The organism is Streptacidiphilus sp. P02-A3a (assembly GCF_014084105.1).
Classification (GTDB): domain Bacteria; phylum Actinomycetota; class Actinomycetes; order Streptomycetales; family Streptomycetaceae; genus Streptacidiphilus.
In genome coordinates this window covers 6717747-6736715 of record NZ_CP048289.1, presented here as the reverse complement: position 1 = coordinate 6736715, position 18969 = coordinate 6717747, and the positions used below count along the sequence as shown (strand labels likewise).

The following is an 18969-nucleotide window of genomic DNA, read 5'->3' as shown; positions in this document are numbered from 1 at the left end:
TTCCGGGTCGTGGAAACCGTGGAAACCGCTGAAAGGACGACCATGGCCGCCCCTCAGATCCACATCGGATCCGTCGCCACCGCACTTCCCGGGCCGCCGATCGGAAACGCCGAACTGGGCGCTTTCTTCAACGCCTCCGGTATGTTCGAGGAATGGGTGGACACGTTCATCGGCACCCGCACCCGGCACCTCTCCGTGGACCTGGAGACCGGGGAGGCCCGCTTCACGCTGGCCGACCTGGCGGAGGAGGCCGGGCGGGCGGCGCTGAAGAACGCCGGGGTCGCCCCGGAGGACGTGGACCTGGTCGTCATGGGGACGTCCATGCCCGACCAGCTGCTGCCGACCACGGTCAACGTGGTCGCCGACCGGCTGGGCATCGAGGGCGTCCCCAGCTTCCAGCTCCAGTCCGGTTGCACCGGCGCGATGCAGGCCCTGGACATCGCCCACCAGTTGATGGTGGCCGGGCGTCACCGCACGGTGCTGGTCATCGGTGGCGACGTGTGCGCGAAGCACGTGGACGTCAACCTCGACTTCACCAAGCTGGCTCCCGACGAGATGGTGAACACCGTGCTCTTCGGCGACGGCGCCGGGGCGGCGGTGCTCACCGCCGAACCGGTGGCCGGGGCGCCGGTGCTGCACCGGGTGCTGGTCCGCTTCGTCGGACGCGGCCGGCCCCCGGGGCAGATCGTCGAGTGGTTCGGCATGGGCGACCGGCACGAGAACCGGAGCGCGCTGCACGAGGACTTCAAGGCGATCGAGGAGCACGTGCCGGTGCTCGGCGCCGAGGCGCTGGAGGAACTGCTCGACGGGCAGGGCTGGCAGCCGGACGACGTCGACTACCTGATGCCGCCCCAGCTGTCGGTCCGGATGACGGACCGGATCGTGCGTCACCTCGCACTGCCGCGGGCACAGGAGGTGAGCTGCGTCGGCGACACCGGCAACACCGCCAACGCGCTGCCGTTCTTCCAACTGGAGTTGCTGCTCCCGAGGCTGGTCCCGGGGGACCGCGCGGTGGCGGTCGCGATCGAGTCCAGCAAGTGGATCAAGTCGGGTTTCGTCCTGGAGAAGGTCCGAGAGCATGGGTGAGCGACTCTCCGGCGGCCCGGAGGCCGAAGCCGCCCCGGACACGCTCGCGGACCTGCACCGGTCCGGGCGGCTGGTCGCCGAGTACGGCCGGGTACGGCGGCTGCTGCGCGAGACCCCGGACCAGCAACTGGCGCAGGCGGGGCAGCTGCTGTCCCGGCTGGACGTCGACGAGGTACTGCGGCGGCACCCCGCGCAGCCGGTGGTGACCGTGGCCGTCACCGGCCACGGCACGCTGTCGCCGCTGGTGCCCGCGCTCACCGTGGAACTGGCCCGGCACGGGCTGCTGCTGCGACCGCACCTCGCGGACTTCGACTCCTACCTGTTCGACCTGGCCGACCCGGACAGCGACCTCTACCGGGCGGCGCCCGACCTGGTGCTCTGCGTGCTCGACCCGCGGGTGGTGCTCGACGAGCTGCCGACGCCGTGGGACCCGGACGACGTCGAGCGGGTACTGAACGCCAAGCTGACGCAGATCGAGCGGCTGGCGGACACGTTCGAGTCGGCGGCCAAGGGCGGCACGCTGGTGGTCAACACCATGCCGCTGCCGCTCGCGGTCGGCCGCCAGCTGCTGGCCGCCCGCTCCCGGGCCCGGCTCGGCGCGGTGTGGCACGAGGGCGCGGCCCGGCTGCTGCGGATGGGCGACACCCGGCCGTCCCTGGTCGTGGTCGACCTCGACCCGCTCGTGGCCGAGGGCATCGCGGTGGCCGACCCCCGGCTGAGCGTCTACGCCAAGGCCCACCTGACGTCGGAACTGCTCGCCGCGTACGCCCGCGAGGCCGGCCACCTGGCCCGGCAGGTGACCGGCAGGGCGCGCAAGTGCCTGGTCCTGGACCTGGACGGGACGCTGTGGGGCGGGATCCTCGGCGACGACGGCCCGGAGGGCATCGAGATCGGGGAGGGCTACCGGGGCGAGGCGTTCCAGGCCTTCCAGCGGACCGTCAAGCAGATCGGTTCGCAGGGTGTGCTGCTGGCGGTGGTCAGCAAGAACGACGACGAGCCGGTCCGCCAGGTGCTGCGGGAACACCCGGGGATGGTGCTGCGCGAGGACGACTTCGTCCGCGTGGTCGCCAACTGGCAGCCCAAGCACGACAACATCAGCGCGCTCGCGGAGGCCCTCAACCTCGGTGTCGACAGCTTCGTCTTCGTCGACGACAGCCCCTACGAGTGCGGTCTGGTGCGCCGCGAACTGCCGGAGGTCGAGGTCGTCCAGCTGGGCCCGGATCCGGCGCTGCACGCCCCCGCGCTGCTGCGGGACGGCTGGTTCGACGTGCGGGAGCTCACCTCGGCCGACCGCGGCCGGACCGCGCAGTACCGCGAGGAGCTCGACCGGCGGGACTTCCTGGGCAGCTTCGCCAGCATCGAGGACTACCTGCGGGAACTGCGGATCGAGGTCCGGCTGGGTGTGGTCCGCCCGGAGCAGGTCGCCCGGATCTCGCAGATCACCCTGCGGACCAACCAGTTCAACATGACCACCGCGCGGTTGCAGGAGCAGGACGTGCGCCGGCTCGCCGCCGACCCGGACCACCTGGTCCTGGGCATCCACGCGGCCGACCGGTTCGGCGACAACGGGCTGGTCGGCGCGATCCTCTACCGGCGCGAGCAGGACACCGGGTACGTGGACAACTTCCTGCTGAGCTGCCGGGTGTTCTCGCGCGGGATCGAGAACGCCTGCCTGGCGGCGGTGCTGCGGCACGCCCGGGCCAGCGGCGTGCGCACGGTCCGCGCCGAGTACCGGCCCACCGCCAAGAACGGGAAGGTCAGGGCGTTCTATCCGAGCTGCGGGTTCGTCGAGACGGACGACGACGGCCAGCGCCTGGGTTTCCGCCACGACCTGGTCGACATCAGCGAACCGCCGGACCATCTGCGGCTCACTCAGGACTTCGAAGGGACACAGCCGTGAACGGCACAGAGGAGTTCGTCGCGATGGTCCGGGACGAGATCGGCCTCCCGGTCGGCAGCGAGCACCTGGACGTCGGGCTCGACCAGGTTCCCGGCTGGGACTCGATGCACCTGCTCCGGCTGGTGGTCGTGCTGGAACGGGAGACCGGCCGTCCGCTGTCGCTGCCCGACGTCCTGGAGGCGTCGAACCTGGGCGCGATCTACCGGTTGGCGGTGGGCGTATGACCCGGGTCGCGGCGCTGCCGCGCGAGCGGCGGCACACCCTGCGGTTCCTGGAGTACGCCCGGGGCTTCTCACCGGTCTTCCTGGACACCGAGGTGGACATGACGGCGGTGCGGGCGCACCGGGCGGCCGGTCGGCCGCAGGGCGGGCGCTACTCCTGGGCGACGTACGCGCTGTACGCCGCGGGCCGGGTGCTGGCCGCCCACCCCGACGCCAACGGCGCGCTGCGCGGCCGGGTGCGGCCCCGTCTGGCGCGGTACGACTCGGTGGACGCCAAGCTCGCCCTGGACAAGAGCCTGGGCGGCCACCGGGTGGTGCTCTCGGGGCTCCTGCCGGGCGTGCACACCGCCACGCTGGACGACATCCAGCAGCGGGTCGACCACTACCGCGACGGGGACCCGGCGGTGATGCCGGAGTTCGCCGGGACCAGGGTCCTGCAACGGCTGCCGTGGCCGCTCGGCGCGCTGGCCTTCGCGGCCGGGACCGGACCGCTGCGGTCCCGGCCGGGCCGGATGGGCACGTTCGCGGTGACCTCGCTCGGGCACAGCGCGGTGGACGGCTTCCACTCCGTCGGCGGGTGCACGATCACCCTCGGACTGGGACGGGTGGTCGACCGGCCGGTGGTGCGCGCCGGGGAGTTGGCGATCGCGCCGGTGCAGCGGCTGAGCCTGGCGTTCGACCACCGGGTGATCGACGGGGCCGAGGCCGCCGACGTGCTCACCGAACTGCGGGACGCGCTCGAAGGGTTCGCCGCCCCGCCGCCGCCCCGCACCGAGCCGCCCGAAGCCGTACAGCCCGAAGCCGTGCAGCCCGAAGCCGTACAGCCCCGGACCGGGGCCGCACCGGGCGGTCGCCGGTGAACGACCTGACGGAGTTGAAGCACTTCGCGCTCACCCACGCCCGCGCCCAGCGCATCGCGCACTGCCGGGAGCTGCTCGACGGGATCACCACCGACGACGGGGACCGGCCGGGCTCCTGGGCCGGTGAGTGGACCCGCAGGGCGGACGCGCTGAGCGCGCGCGGGCGCAGCCTCGAAGCCATGCGGCACTACACCATGGCCCGCTTCCCCTACGTGGACGGCCCGGCGCGGCAGCAGGCGCAGGACCGCGGCCTGCGGTCCTTCGCCGCCTGGGCCGCCGACCGCCCGATCGAGCGGCTGGAGCTGCGGCTGCCGGGCGGCACGGTGGTCTGCTGGGCCAGCGGGCTGTCCCGCGACGATCCGCGCCCGCTGGTGCTGATGTGCGGCGGGATCGTCAGCCCCAAGGAGCAGTGGGCGCCGGCCCTCGCCGCGGTCACCCGGTTCGGGATGGCGGGGGTGGTCACCGAGGTGCCCGGGGTCGGCGAGAACGGCCTGCGCTACGACGCCGACAGCTGGCGGATGCTGCCGCAGATCCTGGACGCCCTCGCGGACCGGGCCCGCACGGACACCTCGTACGCCATGGCGCTCAGCTTCAGCGGGCACCTGGCGCTGCGCGCGGCGGCCGAGGACCGGCGGATCCGCGGGGTGGTCACCGCGGGCGCCCCGGTGCACGCGTTCTTCGTCGACCGCGCCTGGCAGGCCCGGCTGCCGAAGATCACCCAGGACACGCTGACCCGGCTCACCGGCGTCGCCGTCGACGAACTGCCGGACCTGCTCGCGCCCTGGGCCCTCAGCGCCGAGCTGATCGCCTCGCTGGACATTCCCGTCGCGTACAGCGCCAGCCTCCGCGACGAGATCATCCCGGCGGCGGACGTCCGGATACTGCGCGCCCACGCCAGGCGGCTGGAGCTGGTCGACCACGACGACGTGCACGGAGCGCCGGGGCACGTCGCGGAGACCCGGCTGTGGGCGCTGCTGTCCATCCTGCGCATGCACGGGGTGCGCGACCCGCGCACGGTGGCGCTGGGGGCGGTGCTGCGGCTGCTCAGGTCACGGCCTGGTCGAGGTCCACGATCCGCCTGACCAGCTCCGACTTCGAATGCACGTCGAGCTTCCGGTAGATCCGGGAGAGGTGGATCTCCACCGTCTTGGGACTGAGCGCCAGCGCGGTGGCGATGTCCCGGTTGCGGATGCCGGTGGCGGCCAGCCGGGCCACCTCGCGCTCGCGGTTGGTGAGCGACGCCAGCGGGCAGGGGCGCGCGCACGGCTCGCCCGGCCTCGCCGCGTGCGGCCGGACCAGGTGCTCGAACCGCTCCAGGTTCGCGACCAGGCGGGCGGAGCCGTACGCCTCGGCCGCCAGCTTCGCGGCCGACAGCAGCCGCCCGGCCTGCTCCTGCTTGCCGGCGGCGGCCGCGCTGGCGGCGCCCAGGGCGAGCATCCGGGCCCGGTCACCGATCAGACCGGCCGCGGTGAAGTCCGCGGCGGCGTCCAGGTACAGCTGGAGCGCGCGGGGGTGGTCGCCCGCGCCGCGCACGGTGTGGGCGCAGGCCGCCAGGGCATAGGGAGTCGAGCCCGGGCCCGGCGAGGCGAGCGAGGCGGCCATGGCCCGGGCCGACCACTCGGAGCTGGGGTCACCGGCCTCCATCGCGGTGGCGGTGAGCAGTTCGAAGCCGCGTGGCCGCATCGACGGTGGCAGCGCCGACAGACCGGCCCCGCCGCAGGCCTCCAGCAGCCGCGCCGTGTCCCGGCGGGCGTCGCCGTCGAACTGCGCCACGGCCGCCAGCGCGAGGGTGGCCACGACCCCCGCGTGGCCGGGGGCCTGCGCCGGGTCGGCGTCGGCGTCGGCCTGCCCGGCCGGTCGCGCCGGGGCCCGGCGGTCCGGGTCGCGCCACTCGCCGATCAGGGCGGACAGTGCCCGGGCGTCGGCGTGCACCCGGTGCGAGCCGTTCCGGCGGGTGATCGCCTCCGCCTCGACCGCCGCCTCCAGCGCCTGACCCAGCGGCCCGACCCGCAGCCGGACGTGGGCGACGCCCATGAGCAGCACCGGCAGCAGGTGCTCGTGTTCGGCCGCGCGCAGCAGCGCCACCCCGCGTTCGAGGTGGACGGCGGCCGACTCGAACCGCCCGATCAGGGCCTCGGCCCGGCCGAGCAGGGCCAGGTACTCCGGGTGCTTGCGCAGCCGTTGGTCGGAGAACCCGTCGATCAGCGAACCGCTGACGGAGAGGGTGCGGGCGGCGACCTCGGTGCGGCCGTCCAGCGCCTCGCACAGACCGAGCAGGGCCCGCGCGCCGGCCTCGGCGAGCCGGTCGCGCTGCCGGATCGCGAGCCGCACCGCCGTGTGCGCCTGGAGCACCGAGGGCGGCTGGTTGTCCATCAGGCCGATCAGTCCCCGGCTGACGTAGAGGCCGATCGCCTCGGCCGGTGGCTGCCGCAGGATCTCGACCAGGCCCAGCCCCTCCGTCAGCAGCATCTCCGCCTCGGTGGAGTGGTCGAGCAGCCCCTCGGCCAGCGCGTGGAAGGCGAGGTAGTGCACCCGGGCCCGGACCGGCAGCTCCCGGAACCCGGGCAGCGTGCTGCGGAACAGGCGGCAGCCCTCGACGAGTTCACCGCTGATGGCCAGCGCCGAGGCCAGGGTCAGGGTGAGCCGTCGGCGGCGCTGCTCGTCGCGCGCCTCGGACTCCCGCAGCATGCGTACGGCGATCCGGAGCCAGCAGACCGAGAGCCGGGGGGCGCCCCACAGCGCCTCGCGGGCGGCGCGCTCCAGCACGTCGACGTTGTCCGGGTCGTGCGGGTCCGGCAGGAACTCGATGTGCGGGGCCAGCTCGGCGGCCGGCGCGGCCCGCCGGGCCAGCAGGTTCATGGCGCGGCTGTGGGCCTTGGCCCGCCAGCGGAGCGACATCCGATCGTGCAACTGGGCACGGAGCGAGGGGTTCCGCAGGGCGAACCTGGTCCCCGCCTCGACCGGGACCAGCAGGCCCTTGGTGACCAGTTCGTCGATGGCGAAGGCGGACACCTCCCGCGGCAGTTCGGCGACCGCGGTCAGCGCGGCCCAGTCGTGGCCGTCCCCGAGCACGGCGCAGGCGGAGAGCACCTGCAACTCCTCGGCGGTCAGGGACGCGGTGCCGGGCGCGGTCGCGGCCGTCCCGGCGGTGTCCGCGGTGTCCGCGATCGCGTGCTCGCCGGTCGTGGCCGGGCCCGGCGCGATGGCGCGCAGGTCGACCGGGGCGGCGCGGCCGACGGCGGGCAGCGGACGCAACTGGGGTGCGGCGGTCGGCAGCTCGGCGACCCGTCCGGACCGGGGCGAGGGCGGCGGGCCGAGCTGGAAGCTCTCGACGGTGCCCATCTCGGCGCCGTGCGCGAAGGCCGAGCGGAGCCGTTCGGAGGACAGCCGCGGCCGGTGCGCTACGGCCATCAGCAACGGGACGTCGAGCGGGCAGCGGATCAGGTGCTCCGCCAGTTCCACCGAGTCCGAGTCGGCCCAGTGGAAGTCGTCCAGGAACAGGACCAGTCCGTCCTGGGCGCAGCGGTTGAGGAGCTGCCGGACGTCCAGGCGATGGGAGAAACGTTTCTTCCCCGAGTGGTCGACGGTCTCGGAGAGCAGTCGGCTGCCCACGAGGCAGGCGAAGGCGGCGTACGGGAAGTCCTGGTCGGCCTCGGTGCTGCAACCGCGCAGCGTGGTCAGGCCGGCCGCCTCGGCCTCCTGCTTCCAGCTGGCGAGCAGCCGGGTCTTGCCGGAATGCCGCTCACCGGCGAGTTCGACGACCCGGCCCTCCCCGGAGCGGAGCGATGCCAGCACGGAACGGAAGTCCCCGGGCTGCGGCCGTCGGTCGGTGCTGGCTCGCGTTGGTCGGGCCGACGGGGCACCATTCGCCATCCGATGACCTCTTTCTCTCGCTGTCAACGCCCTCGACGGATTCCGGAACACGGCTCGTCAACGACGCAGACCCCGTTCCAGAGTCCCCAACAGGTCGTCCAGAAGCAAGGTTCATCAGGTCCATGACCAGCGAATGGCCAGAATCCGACGCAAACCGTTCGATGTGGCTCGATGGTGCTCCCGGCCCGGCCGTGCGGAGCCCGGGAGCGCGCGTTTAGCGCCGCTTTAAGGGCCTGGCAGACGATCCCAGTCAGTGTCGACTCCGCGTGCCCGTTGCCCGCTCGTTTGGGAATCCGCCAGGAAGTTGAGCCGAGATGACGAACGAACAGAAGCTCACCGACTACCTCAAGCGGGTCACCGCTGAACTGCACCGGACCAGGCAGCGCTTGGAGGAGGCCGAGTCGGCCGGGCAGGAGCCCATCGCGATCGTGGCCATGGCCTGCCGGTACCCCGGCGGCGTGCGCTCGCCCGAGGACCTGTGGCGGCTGGTGGACTCCGGCACCGACGCCATCGGGGCGTTCCCGACCAACCGCGGCTGGGACCTGGACGGGATCTACGACCCCGACCCCGAACGGGGCGGCCGGTCCTACGTGCGCGACGGCGGCTTCCTCTACGACGCCGACCTGTTCGACTGCGACTTCTTCGGGATCAACCCGCGCGAGGCGCTGGCCGCCGACCCGCAGCAGCGGCTCCTGCTCGAAGTGGCCTGGGAGACCCTGGAGCGGTCGGGCATCGAACCCGGGAGCCTGCGCGGCAGCCGGACCGGGGTCTTCGCCGGGGTGTTCTACAACGACTACGTCTCCCGGGTGCACCACAAACCGGCCGACCTGGACGGCTACCTCGCCAGCGGCAACACCACCAGTGTGGCCTCCGGCCGGATCGCGTACTCCTTCGGTCTTGAGGGCCCGGCGGTCACCGTCGACACCGCCTGCTCCTCCTCCCTGGTCGCGCTGCACCTGGCCGCCCAGGCGCTGCGGCGGGGCGACTGCGAGCTCGCGCTGGCCGGCGGGGCGACGGTGATGGCCGCCCCCACGGCGTTCGTGGAGTTCAGCAGGCAGCGCGGACTGTCCCGGGACGGCCGTTGCCGGTCGTACTCCGCCGACGCGTCCGGCACCGCCTGGGGCGAGGGCGTGGGCATGCTGCTGCTGGAGCGGCTGTCCGACGCCCGGCGCAACGGCCACCAGGTACTGGCGGTGGTCCGCGGCAGCGCGGTGAACCAGGACGGTGCCAGCAACGGCCTGACCGCCCCCAGCGGACCCGCCCAGGAGCGGGTCATCCGCGACGCCCTGGCCGACGCCCGGCTCACGCCGTCCGACCTGGACGCGGTGGACGGGCACGGCACCGGCACCACCCTCGGCGACCCGATCGAGGTACGCGCGCTGCTGGCCACCTACGGCCGGGACCGCTCGGCGGAGCAGCCGTTGTGGTTGGGGTCTGTCAAGTCCAATATCGGCCACACCCAGGCCGCCGCGGGGGTGGCCGGGGTGATCAAGATGGTCGAGGCGCTGCGCCACGGCGTGCTGCCGAAGTCACTGCACGCGGAGCAGCCCAGCGACCACGTCGACTGGCAGGCGGGCGGGGTCCGGCTGCTGGCCGAGTCCAGGCCCTGGCCGCGGCGGAACGGTACGCGCCGGGCCGGGGTCTCCTCGTTCGGCATGAGCGGCACCAACGCGCACGTCATCGTCGAGGAGGCGCAGGCCGCGCCGCTGCCCGAGGGCCCGGAGCGGGTCGCGCCGAGCGGCCCGCGGCACCTCCCGTGGGTGCTGTCGGCCAGGACGCCGGAGGCGCTGCGGGCGCAGGCCGAGCGGCTGCACGCGTTCGCCTCCGCTCCGTCGGCGCCGGACCCGACCGAGGTGGGCTGGGCCCTCGCCGCCACCCGTACCGCGTTCGAGTACCGCGCGGTGGTCGTGGCGGACAGCCGGTACGGGCTGCTGGACGGCGTCCGGGCGCTGGCGACCGGCGAACCGGCCGGGAACCTGGTCGAAGGGGTCGCCAGGCCGGTGGGCAAGACCGTCTTCGTCTTCCCCGGCCAGGGCTCCCAGTGGCTGGGCATGGCGGCGGAACTGCTGGAGACCTCCGCGGAGTTCGCCGAGCGGATCACCGAGTGCGCCGAGGCCCTGGCCCGCTACACCGACTGGTCGCTGTCGGCGGTGCTGCGCGGGGAGCCCGGCGCCGCCTCGCTGGACCGCGTCGACGTGGTGCAGCCCGCGCTGTTCGCGGTGATGGTCGCGCTGGCATCGATGTGGCGCTCGCGCGGGATCGAACCGGCGGCGGTGGTGGGCCACTCGCAGGGCGAGATCGCCGCCGCCCACGTCGCCGGGGCGCTCAGCCTCGACGACGCCGCCCGGGTGGTGGCGCTGCGCAGCCGGGCGCTGGCGGCGCTGGCCGGAACCGGCGGCATGATCTCGGTGGCGCTCGCCGCCGACGCGGCCGGGGCCCTGGCCGAGCAGTGGCCGGGACGCGTCCACGTGGCCGCCCTGAACGGCCCCGCGGCCACCGTCCTGGCCGGGGAGTCGGCCGCCCTGGACGAACTCCTCGCGCACTGCGAACGCAGCGGGGTCCGGGCCCGCCGGATCCCGGTCGACTACGCCTCGCACACCCCGCAGATGGAGGCGATCCGCGAGCAGTTGGACGAGGCGCTGCGCCCGGTGGCCCCCAGCGCCCCGCTGATCCCGTTCCACTCCACCCTGCTCGGCGGACCGGTGCCCGAGGACACCGCCCTGGACGGCGACTACTGGTACCGGAACCTGCGCGGCACCGTCCGGTTCGAGCCGGTGGTGCGGGCGCTGGCGGCCCGGGGCCACACGGTGTTCATCGAGGTCAGCCCGCACCCGGTGCTGACCGTCGCGGTCCAGGAGACCCTGGCCGCGGCCGGGGTCGACGGGATCGCCCTCGGCACCCTGCGCCGGGACCAGGGCGGCCTCGACCGGCTGCTCACGGCCATGGCCGAACTCCACGTCGGGGGCGCCCCGGTGAACTGGTCCAGGGTCTTCCCGGACCGGCCGGACAACCCGCCGCAGCTGCCGACCTACCCGTTCCAGGGGGAGCGGTTCTGGCTCGACGACACCCAGCCGCCCACCGACGCCTTCGCGCTCGGGCAGGCCGCCACCGCGCACCCGCTGCTCGGCTCGGTGGTCGAACTCGCCGACGGCGCGGGCCTGGTGCTCACCGGTCGGCTGTCGCTGCGGACCCATCCGTGGCTCGCCGACCACGCCGTGGCCGGTACCGTCCTGCTGCCCGGCACGGGCTTCGTCGAGCTGGTGCTCCAGGCCGGTCGCCACGCCGGGTGCGACCGGATCGAGGAGCTGACCCTGCAGGCCCCGCTGGAGCTCGGGGCCCTGGGCAGCGTCGCGGTCCAGGTGGCGCTCGGCGCCGCCGACCCCGGCGGCGCCAGGTCGGTGACCGTGCACGCCCGGGCCACCGGCGCGGAGTCCGACGACCCCGACTGGACCTGCCACGCGGTCGGCTCGGTCGCCCCCTCGGACGCGACCGAGCGGCCCGGCCCGGCCGACCCGAACGGCGGGGACGCCTGGCCGCCGGCCGACGCGGAGCCGGTGGACCTCAGCGGCGGCTACGACCTGCTCGCCGACCAGGGACTGGAGTACGGCCCCTCGTTCCAGGGGCTGCGCGCCGCCTGGCGGGCCGAGGGAGAGCTGTTCGCGGAGGTGGCGCTGCCGGAGTCGGTGGACGCCTCCGGCTTCGCCGTCCATCCGGCGCTGCTGGACGCGGTGCTGCACCTGCCCGCCGTCGCCGCGCTCGCGGGCGGCGCCGGCCCGGTCCGGCTGCCGTTCTCCTGGAACGGGGTGACCCTGCACGGCGTCGGCGGCACGGCGCTGCGGGCGCGGCTGACGCCGGTCGGCGACGACGCCTTCGCGATCGCCGTCACCGACGCGCAGGGCGCGCCGGTCGCCACCGTGCGGGCGCTGCGGACCCGCGCGCTGCCCGCCACCGGACTGCGTGACGTCTCCCAGTCGCTGCTGGCCCTCGACTGGACGGCGGTCCCCGAGAGCGCCGCCGCACCGGTCGACTGGGTGGCCGTGGACGGCGCCGACGCCGTCCGCGCGCTGGCGGAACCGCCCGCCGTGGTCGCGGTCACCCTGGGCGCGGCCACGGCCGAGGGCGCCGAACCCGGCGCACCGGCCGACGGCGGCGCCGCCGCGACGCGGGCCGCGGTGGCCGAGGCCACCGAACTGCTGCGCTGGTGGCTGGCCGAGCCGCGGACCGCGCGGTCACGGCTGCTGCTGGTCACCCGGCGGGCGACCGCGGCCGCCGGGACGACCCCCACCGACCTCGCGGGCGCGGCCCTGTGGGGCCTGGTCCGGGGCGCCCAGGCGGAGCACCCGGGCCGCTTCGGGCTGCTCGACCTCGACGGTACGGACACCGAGCCGCCCGCCGCCGCCCTGCTCGGCGCCGAGCCGCAACTCGCGCTGCGCGAGGGGCGGCTGCTGGCGCCGCGGGTGACCCGGCCGCGGGCCGGGACGCAGTCGGCCGGGACCGCACCGGCCGTCGGCTTCGGCAGCGGCACGGTCCTGGTCACCGGCGGTACCGGCGGCCTCGGCTCACTGCTGGCCCGGCACCTGGTGACCGCGCACGACGTCCGCCGACTGCTGCTGGTCAGCCGCGGCGGCCCGGCGGCGGCCGGAACGGACGCGCTGGTGGCCGAACTGACCGGCCTCGGCGCCGAGGTGGCGGTCGAGGCCTGCGACTGCGCCGATCGCGGGGAACTCGCCCGGCTGCTCCGGCGGATCCCGGCCGAGTACCCGCTGACCGGGGTGGTGCACGCGGCCGGGGTCACCGACGACGGCATGCTGGAGTCGGTCACCCCGGACCGGCTGGACCGGGTGCTGGCCCCCAAGGTCGACGGCGGCTGGAACCTGCACGAGCTGACGAAGGACCAGGAGCTGTCGGCGTTCGTGCTGTTCTCCTCCGCCGCCGGGGTGTTCGGCTCGGCCGGGCAGGCGCCCTACGCGGCCGGGAACGCCTACCTGGACGCCCTCGCCGGGCACCGGCACGGCCTCGGCCTGCCGGCCCTCTCGCTGGCCTGGGGCCTGTGGGAGCAGGACAGCGCGATGACCGGGCACCTGGGCACGGACGGCCGCTCCCGGCTGGCCCGCGGCGGCCTCGCGCCGATGCCCGCCGCCGAGGGACTGGCGCTGTTCGACGCGGCGCTGACCGCGGGCGGCCCGACGGCGATACCGGCCAGGATCGACCCCGCCACGCTGCGGGAGCTGGCGGCGCAGGGGCTGCTGCCGCCGATCGCCAGGGGCCTGCTGCCCGCCGCGGCCGCGGCACCGGCGGCCGCGGCCGGGTCGTCCTGGGCCGAGCGGCTGGGCTCCGTCGCCGGTCCGCAGCGGGCACAGGTGCTGACCGAACTGCTGCGCGCCCAGGTCGCCGCCGTGCTCGGGCGCGGTCCCGCCGGGACGGTGGACCCCGACCGGGCCTTCAAGGACCTCGGCTTCGACTCGCTGACCGCCGTGGAACTGCGCAACCGGCTGGCCGCCGCCACCGGGCTGGCGCTGCCCGCGACCCTGGTCTTCGACCACCCCACGGTGGCCGCGCTCGCCGGACACCTGCTGCCGCTGCTCTCCGGCGGCCGGGCCGAGGAGGGCGACGCCGTCGCGCCGACCGCCGCCGACCCGACCGAGCCGGTCGCGATCATCGGGATGGCCTGCCGGTTCCCGGGCGGGGTGAACTCGCCGGAGGAGCTGTGGCGGCTGGTCGAGGAGGGCGGTGACGCGGTCGGCGACTTCCCGACCGACCGGGGCTGGGATCTCGACGGCCTCTACGACCCGGAACCGGGCAAGCCCGGCAAGGTCTACACCCGCCAGGGCGGATTCCTGTACGACGCCGCCCGGTTCGACCCCGACTTCTTCGGCATGAGTCCGCGCGAGACGCTGGCCACCGACCCGCAGCAGCGGCTTCTGCTGGAGACCACCTGGGAGGCCGTGGAGCGGGCCGGGATCGACCCGGTGGCCCTGCGCGGCACCCGTACCGGCGTGTTCGCCGGGGTCATGTACGACGACTACGCCTCCCGGATCCACCCGGTCCCGGCCGAGTACGAGGGCTTCCTGGGGACCGGCAGCGCCGGGAGCGTCGCCTCCGGCCGGGTCGCCTACACCTTCGGTCTGGAGGGGCCCACGATCACCGTCAACACCGCCTGCTCCTCCTCGCTGGTGGCGATGCACCTGGCGGCGCAGGCCCTGCGCGCGGGCGAGTGCTCGCTCGCGGTCGCCGGCGGGGTGACCGTGATGGCGACCCCGGCGGTGTTCACCGAGTTCAGCCGCCAGCGCGGACTGTCCCCGGACGGGCGCTGCAAGTCCTTCGGTGACGGCGCCGACGGCGCCGCCTGGGCCGAGGGCGCGGGCATGCTGCTGCTGGAGCGGCTGTCCGACGCCCGGCGCAACGGGCACCGGGTACTGGCGGTGGTGCGCGGCTCCGCGGTCAACTCCGACGGCGCCAGCAACGGCCTGACCGCCCCCAACGGACCCTCGCAGCAGCGCGTCATCCGCAGCGCCCTGGCCGGCGCCGGGCTGTCCGCGGCCGAGGTGGACGCGGTCGAGGGGCACGGTACCGGTACCACCCTCGGTGACCCGATCGAGGCGCAGGCGCTGTTGGCGACCTACGGTCGGGACCGGTCGGCGGAGCAGCCGTTGTGGTTGGGTTCGGTGAAGTCGAACATCGGTCACACCCAGGCCGCGGCCGGGGTGGCCGGGGTGATCAAGATGGTGCTGGCGATGGAGCACGGCGTGCTGCCGAGGACGCTGCACGTGCAGCAGCCGTCGACCCGGGTCGACTGGAGCAGCGGCGGGGTCGCCGTGCTGCGCGAGCCGGTGCTGTGGCCGCGGACCGGCCGTCCGCGCCGGTCGGCGGTGTCCTCGTTCGGCATCAGCGGCACCAACGCCCACCTGATCCTGGAGCAGGCCCCCGCCGCGGACCGGCCGGAGCCGGTCCGGGCCGAGCCGGGAGCGGTGCCGTGGGTGCTCTCCGCCCGGACCGAGCAGGCGTTGCGTGACCGCGCGGCGCAGCTCGGCGCCTACCTCGCCGCCGATCCGGCCCCCGACCTGTGGGCCGCCGCCGCCGCGCTGGCGACGACGCGCACCGGGTTCGAGTACCGGGCGGCGGTCGTCGCGGACGAACCCGCGCGCTTCGCCGAGAGCCTCTCGGCGCTGGCCACCGGCCGCCAGTCGGCGGCCGTGGTGCGCGGTAGCGCTGGTGTGGGTGGTGGGTTGGCGGTGTTGTTCACGGGTCAGGGTAGTCAGCGGGTGGGGATGGGTGGGGGTTTGCGGGGTCGGTTCGGGGTGTTCGCGGGTGCGGTGGATGAGGTGGTGGCGGGGTTCGAGTCGGTGGGTTGTGGTTTGGGCGGGGTGTTGTGGGGTGGTGTGGGGGGTGTGTTGGATCGGACGGAGTTCACGCAGCCGGGGTTGTTCGCGGTGGAGGTGGGGTTGTTCCGGTTGTTCGAGTCGTGGGGGGTGGTGCCGGATGTGGTGGGTGGGCATTCGGTGGGTGAGTTGGTGGCGGCGTATGTGGCGGGTGTGCTGTCGTTGTCGGACGCGTGCGCGTTGGTGGCGGCGCGTGGCCGGTTGATGCAGGCGATGCCGGAGGGCGGCGCGATGGTCGCCGTCCAGGCCACCGAGGACGAGGTGCTGCCGCTGCTGGCGGAGTTCCCGGGCGCGCTCGACATCGCCGCCGTCAACGGGCCCCGCTCGCTGGTGGTCTCCGGCGACGAGGCGGCCGCGCTGGCCGTCGCCGAACGGCTGGCGGCGCTCGGCCGCCGCACCCGGCGACTGCGCACCAGCCACGCCTTCCACTCGCCGCACATGGACGGCATGCTCGACGAGTTCCGCGCCGTGGCCGAGCGGGTGGACTTCCGGGTGCCGCTGCTGCCGGTGGTCTCCAACCTCACCGGCCGGATCGCCGACCCGGACGAGCTGTGCACCCCCGACTACTGGGTGCGGCACGCCCGGCAGGCCGTGCGCTTCGCCGACGGGGTCACCGCCCTGCGCGCCGAGGGCGTCCGGACCTTCCTGGAACTCGGCCCGGACGCGGTGCTCACCGCGATGGCGCGGGAGACGCTGGCCGACACGGACGCGGTCACCATCCCGACGCTGCGCCGGGACCGGCCCGAGCCCGAGTCGGTGGTCGCCGCCGTCGCCCACGCCCACGTGGCGGGCGTCCCGGTCGACTGGACCGCCTTCTTCGGCGAGCAGCCGCGCACCGCGGACCTGCCCACCTACCCGTTCCAGCGGGAGCGCTACTGGCTGGACGCGCCCACGGCGGGCAGCGGCCCGGGCGCCGGGCAGACCGGCACCGGCCACCCGCTGCTCGGCGCCGCCGTCGCCCTCGCCGACGGCCAGGGGCTGCTGCTCACCGGCGGCCTGTCGCTGCACGGCCATCCCTGGCTGGCGGACCACCTGGTACTGGACACCGTGCTGCTGCCCGGCGCGGCCTTCGCCGAGATCGTGCTGACCGCGGGCCGCCACGCCGGATGCCCGCGGATCGCCGAACTGACCCTGGAGGCACCGCTGGTGGTGCCCGCCGAGGGCCTCGTCGCGGTACAGGTCGCGGTCGCCGCGCCGGGCGAGGACGGCACCCGCCGGGTCACCGTGCACTCCCGTCCGCAGACACCCGACGACGCGGCGGAGCCGTGGACGCTGCACGCGCTCGGCCTGCTCGCCCCCGCCGCGGACGTTCCGGCCGAACCGCCCGCCACCGGGCCCTGGCCGCCCGCCGGAGCGCAACCGCTGTCCGCCGCCGAGCTGTACCAGGACCTCGCGGACCGGGGCATCGAGTACGGTCCCGCCTTCCAGGGGGTCCGCGCGGCCTGGCGGTCGGGGGAGCAGGTGCTGGCCGAGGTCGCCCTCCCGGAGTCGGCCGACAGCAACGGGTACGGGCTGCACCCGGCCCTGCTCGACGCCTCGCTGCACGCCCTGGCCCTGGGCCTGCTCGGGACCGGGCCGGGGGCGGACGCGATCGTGCTGCCCTTCGCCTGGACCGGGGTCGAGCTGTACCGCCCGGGGCCGCGTACGGTCCGGGTCCGGCTCTCGCGCACGGGAGCGAGCAGCGTCACCGTGCGGATCAGCGGCGAGGACGGCGCGCCGGTCGCGGCGGTCGCGGAACTCGCGCTGCGCCCGGTCACCCGGGAGCAGTTGAGTGCGGCCGGTGGTGCCGCGCGGCGCTCCCTGCTGGCCCTCGACTGGCGTCCGGCCGACCCGGTCGCGGCGGTCGGCGCGGACGACTGGGTGCTGCTGCGCGGACCGGCCGCGCTCGCGGAGCTGGCGGAGCCCCCGGCCTCGGTGGTGCTGCGGCTCGACGCACTCGCGGACGCGCCGGGGACCCTCCCGGAACGGCCGCACGACGCGGCCGAACGCGCCCGGCACGCGGTCCGCGAGGCCGCCGCGGCCGCCCGAGCCTGGATCGCCGAGGAGCGCTTCGCCGGCTCCCGGCTGACCGTGCTGACCGAGGGGGCGGTGTCGGTCCGCGGCGAGAGCGTCGCCGACCCGGCCGCCGCCGCCGTCTGGGGCCTGCTGCGCAGCGCCCAGGTGGAGCAGCCAGGACGGTTCGGCGTGATCGACCTCGACCGGGAGGCGGAACCGCTGCTGGCCGCCGCCCTCGGCAGCGGCGAGCCGCAGGTCGCGGTGCGCGGCGGCGAGCTGCTGGTACCGAGGCTGGTCCGGTCCGGTCCGGCCACGGGCACGGCGGCCGGGCTCGGCGACGGCACCGTCCTGCTCACCGGCGCGACCGGCGCGGTGGGCGCGGCCGTGGCCCGGCACCTGGTCACCGTGCACGGGGTCGGTCGGCTGCTGCTGCTGAGCCGCCGGGGCGCCGCCGCCGAGGGCGCGGCGGAGCTGGTCGCCGAGCTGTCCGCGGCGGGCGCGACGGTGACGGCGGCGGCCTGCGACTGTGCCGACCGCGACGCCTTGGCCGAGGCGCTGGCGGCGGTCCCGGCGGAGTTCCCGCTGAGCGCCGTGGTCCACGCCGCCGGTGTGGTGGACGACGGGCTGCTCGGTTCGCTGTCGCCCGGGCAGTTCGACCGGGTGCTCGCCCCCAAGGTGGACGGCGCCTGGAACCTGCACGAACTGACGAAGAATCAGGAACTGTCGGCGTTCGTGCTGTTCTCCTCGGCGGCCGGGACCATCGGCAGTCCGGGGCAGGCCAACTACGCCGCCGCCAACGGCTTCCTGGACGGCCTGGCCGCGCACCGGCGCGGACTCGGCCTGCCGGGGCTCTCGCTGGCCTGGGGGCTGTGGGACCTGGACGGCGGGATGGCCGGGCGGCTCGGGACGGACGGCCGCGCCCGGCTGGCCGGCGGCGGCCTGGCGCCGATGGGCGCGCAGGAGGCGCTGGCCCTGCTGGACGCGGCCCTGGCCGCGGACCAGGCCCTGCTCGTCCCGGCCAGGACGGATCCGGCGGCGCTGCGGGACCTGGCCGGTCGGGGCGCGCTGCCGCCGATCGCGCGCACCCTGCTGCCCGCCGCCGGGACGGTGGTCGAGGGCGCCGAGAACGCCGCGCTGCTCACCCAGCGGCTGGCCGCGCTGCCCGAGCAGCAGCAGCGGGAACTGCTGCTGGAGGAGGTGCTGGCCACTGTGGCCGCCGTGCTCGGGCACGTCTCGCACGAGCACATCGACCCCGGCCGACCCTTCCAGGACCTCGGCTTCGACTCGCTGACCGCGGTCGAGCTGCGCAACCGCCTCGCCACCGAGACCGGGCTGACGCTGCCGGTCACCCTGGTCTTCGACCGGCCGACCCCGGTGGCCCTGGCCGACTGGCTGTGGACCCGGCTCGCGGCCAGGGGCGGCGACGACGCGGCCGAGCAGCGGCTGCGCGCGGCGCTCGCGGCCACCCCCTACGCCCGGCTCCGCGACGCGGGCCTGGTCGAGCTGCTGCTCGAACTGGCCGGTTCGACCCACTCCGGCAACACGCCGGAGGTGGAGTCGCAGCTGCCGGACGGTGAGGACGTCGACGACATGGACGCCGACGCGTTGATCCAGCTGGTGCTCGGCGACGACGACAACGGACGATCATGAACGAG

General features: G+C 75.2%; 7 protein-coding genes. 6 read left to right on the top strand and 1 reads right to left on the bottom strand.

Annotated elements, in window-relative coordinates:
* Positions 1-42 precede the first annotated feature (42 nt).
* Genes GXP74_RS28450 through GXP74_RS28430 form a run of 5 tightly spaced genes read left to right on the top strand, consistent with a single transcriptional unit; the run spans position 43 to position 5149 of the window.
* Complete coding sequence (locus GXP74_RS28450) at positions 43-1086, top strand: 3-oxoacyl-ACP synthase III family protein (RefSeq protein WP_182454095.1); 1044 nt, start codon at positions 43-45, stop codon at positions 1084-1086.
* On the top strand, positions 1079-2986 hold the full coding sequence (locus GXP74_RS28445) for an HAD family hydrolase (protein WP_182454094.1): 1908 nt from the start codon (positions 1079-1081) through the stop codon (positions 2984-2986). The genes GXP74_RS28450 and GXP74_RS28445 overlap by 8 nt, the downstream gene beginning before the upstream one ends.
* The gene (locus GXP74_RS28440; RefSeq protein ID WP_182454093.1) at positions 2983-3210 is read left to right on the top strand and encodes an acyl carrier protein; all 228 of its coding nucleotides are present in this window, start codon (positions 2983-2985) and stop codon (positions 3208-3210) included. Before GXP74_RS28445 ends, GXP74_RS28440 begins: the two co-directional genes overlap by 4 nt.
* Complete coding sequence (locus tag GXP74_RS28435; RefSeq protein WP_182454092.1) at positions 3207-4067, top strand: 2-oxo acid dehydrogenase subunit E2; 861 nt, start codon at positions 3207-3209, stop codon at positions 4065-4067. Before GXP74_RS28440 ends, GXP74_RS28435 begins: the two co-directional genes overlap by 4 nt.
* Positions 4064-5149 (top strand): alpha/beta hydrolase, encoded by a 1086-nt coding sequence (locus GXP74_RS28430; RefSeq protein ID WP_182454091.1) that lies wholly within the window; start codon positions 4064-4066, stop codon positions 5147-5149. Before GXP74_RS28435 ends, GXP74_RS28430 begins: the two co-directional genes overlap by 4 nt.
* Here GXP74_RS28430 and GXP74_RS28425 read toward each other — a convergent pair.
* On the bottom strand, positions 5112-7940 hold the full coding sequence (locus GXP74_RS28425) for a LuxR family transcriptional regulator (protein ID WP_225448263.1): 2829 nt from the start codon (positions 7938-7940) through the stop codon (positions 5112-5114). The two genes, GXP74_RS28430 and GXP74_RS28425, sit on opposite strands and share 38 nt — an antisense overlap.
* Positions 7941-8254: 314 nt before the next feature.
* On the opposite strand from GXP74_RS28425, the gene GXP74_RS28420 reads away from it, so the two are divergent.
* Complete coding sequence (locus GXP74_RS28420; RefSeq protein WP_182454089.1) at positions 8255-18964, top strand: type I polyketide synthase; 10710 nt, start codon at positions 8255-8257, stop codon at positions 18962-18964.
* Positions 18965-18969: the final 5 nt, after the last annotated feature.

Bases quoted from the DNA above. Each gene is read 5' to 3' on its own strand.
- GXP74_RS28450 (WP_182454095.1), top strand. From the start codon at position 43: ATGGCCGCCCCTCAGATCCACATCGGATCCGTCGCCACCGCACTTCCC.
- GXP74_RS28445 (WP_182454094.1), top strand. From the start codon at position 1,079: ATGGGTGAGCGACTCTCCGGCGGCCCGGAGGCCGAAGCCGCCCCGGAC.
- GXP74_RS28435 (WP_182454092.1), top strand. From the start codon at position 3,207: ATGACCCGGGTCGCGGCGCTGCCGCGCGAGCGGCGGCACACCCTGCGG.
- GXP74_RS28425 (WP_225448263.1), bottom strand. From the start codon at position 7,940: ATGGCGAATGGTGCCCCGTCGGCCCGACCAACGCGAGCCAGCACCGAC.
- GXP74_RS28420 (WP_182454089.1), top strand. From the start codon at position 8,255: ATGACGAACGAACAGAAGCTCACCGACTACCTCAAGCGGGTCACCGCT.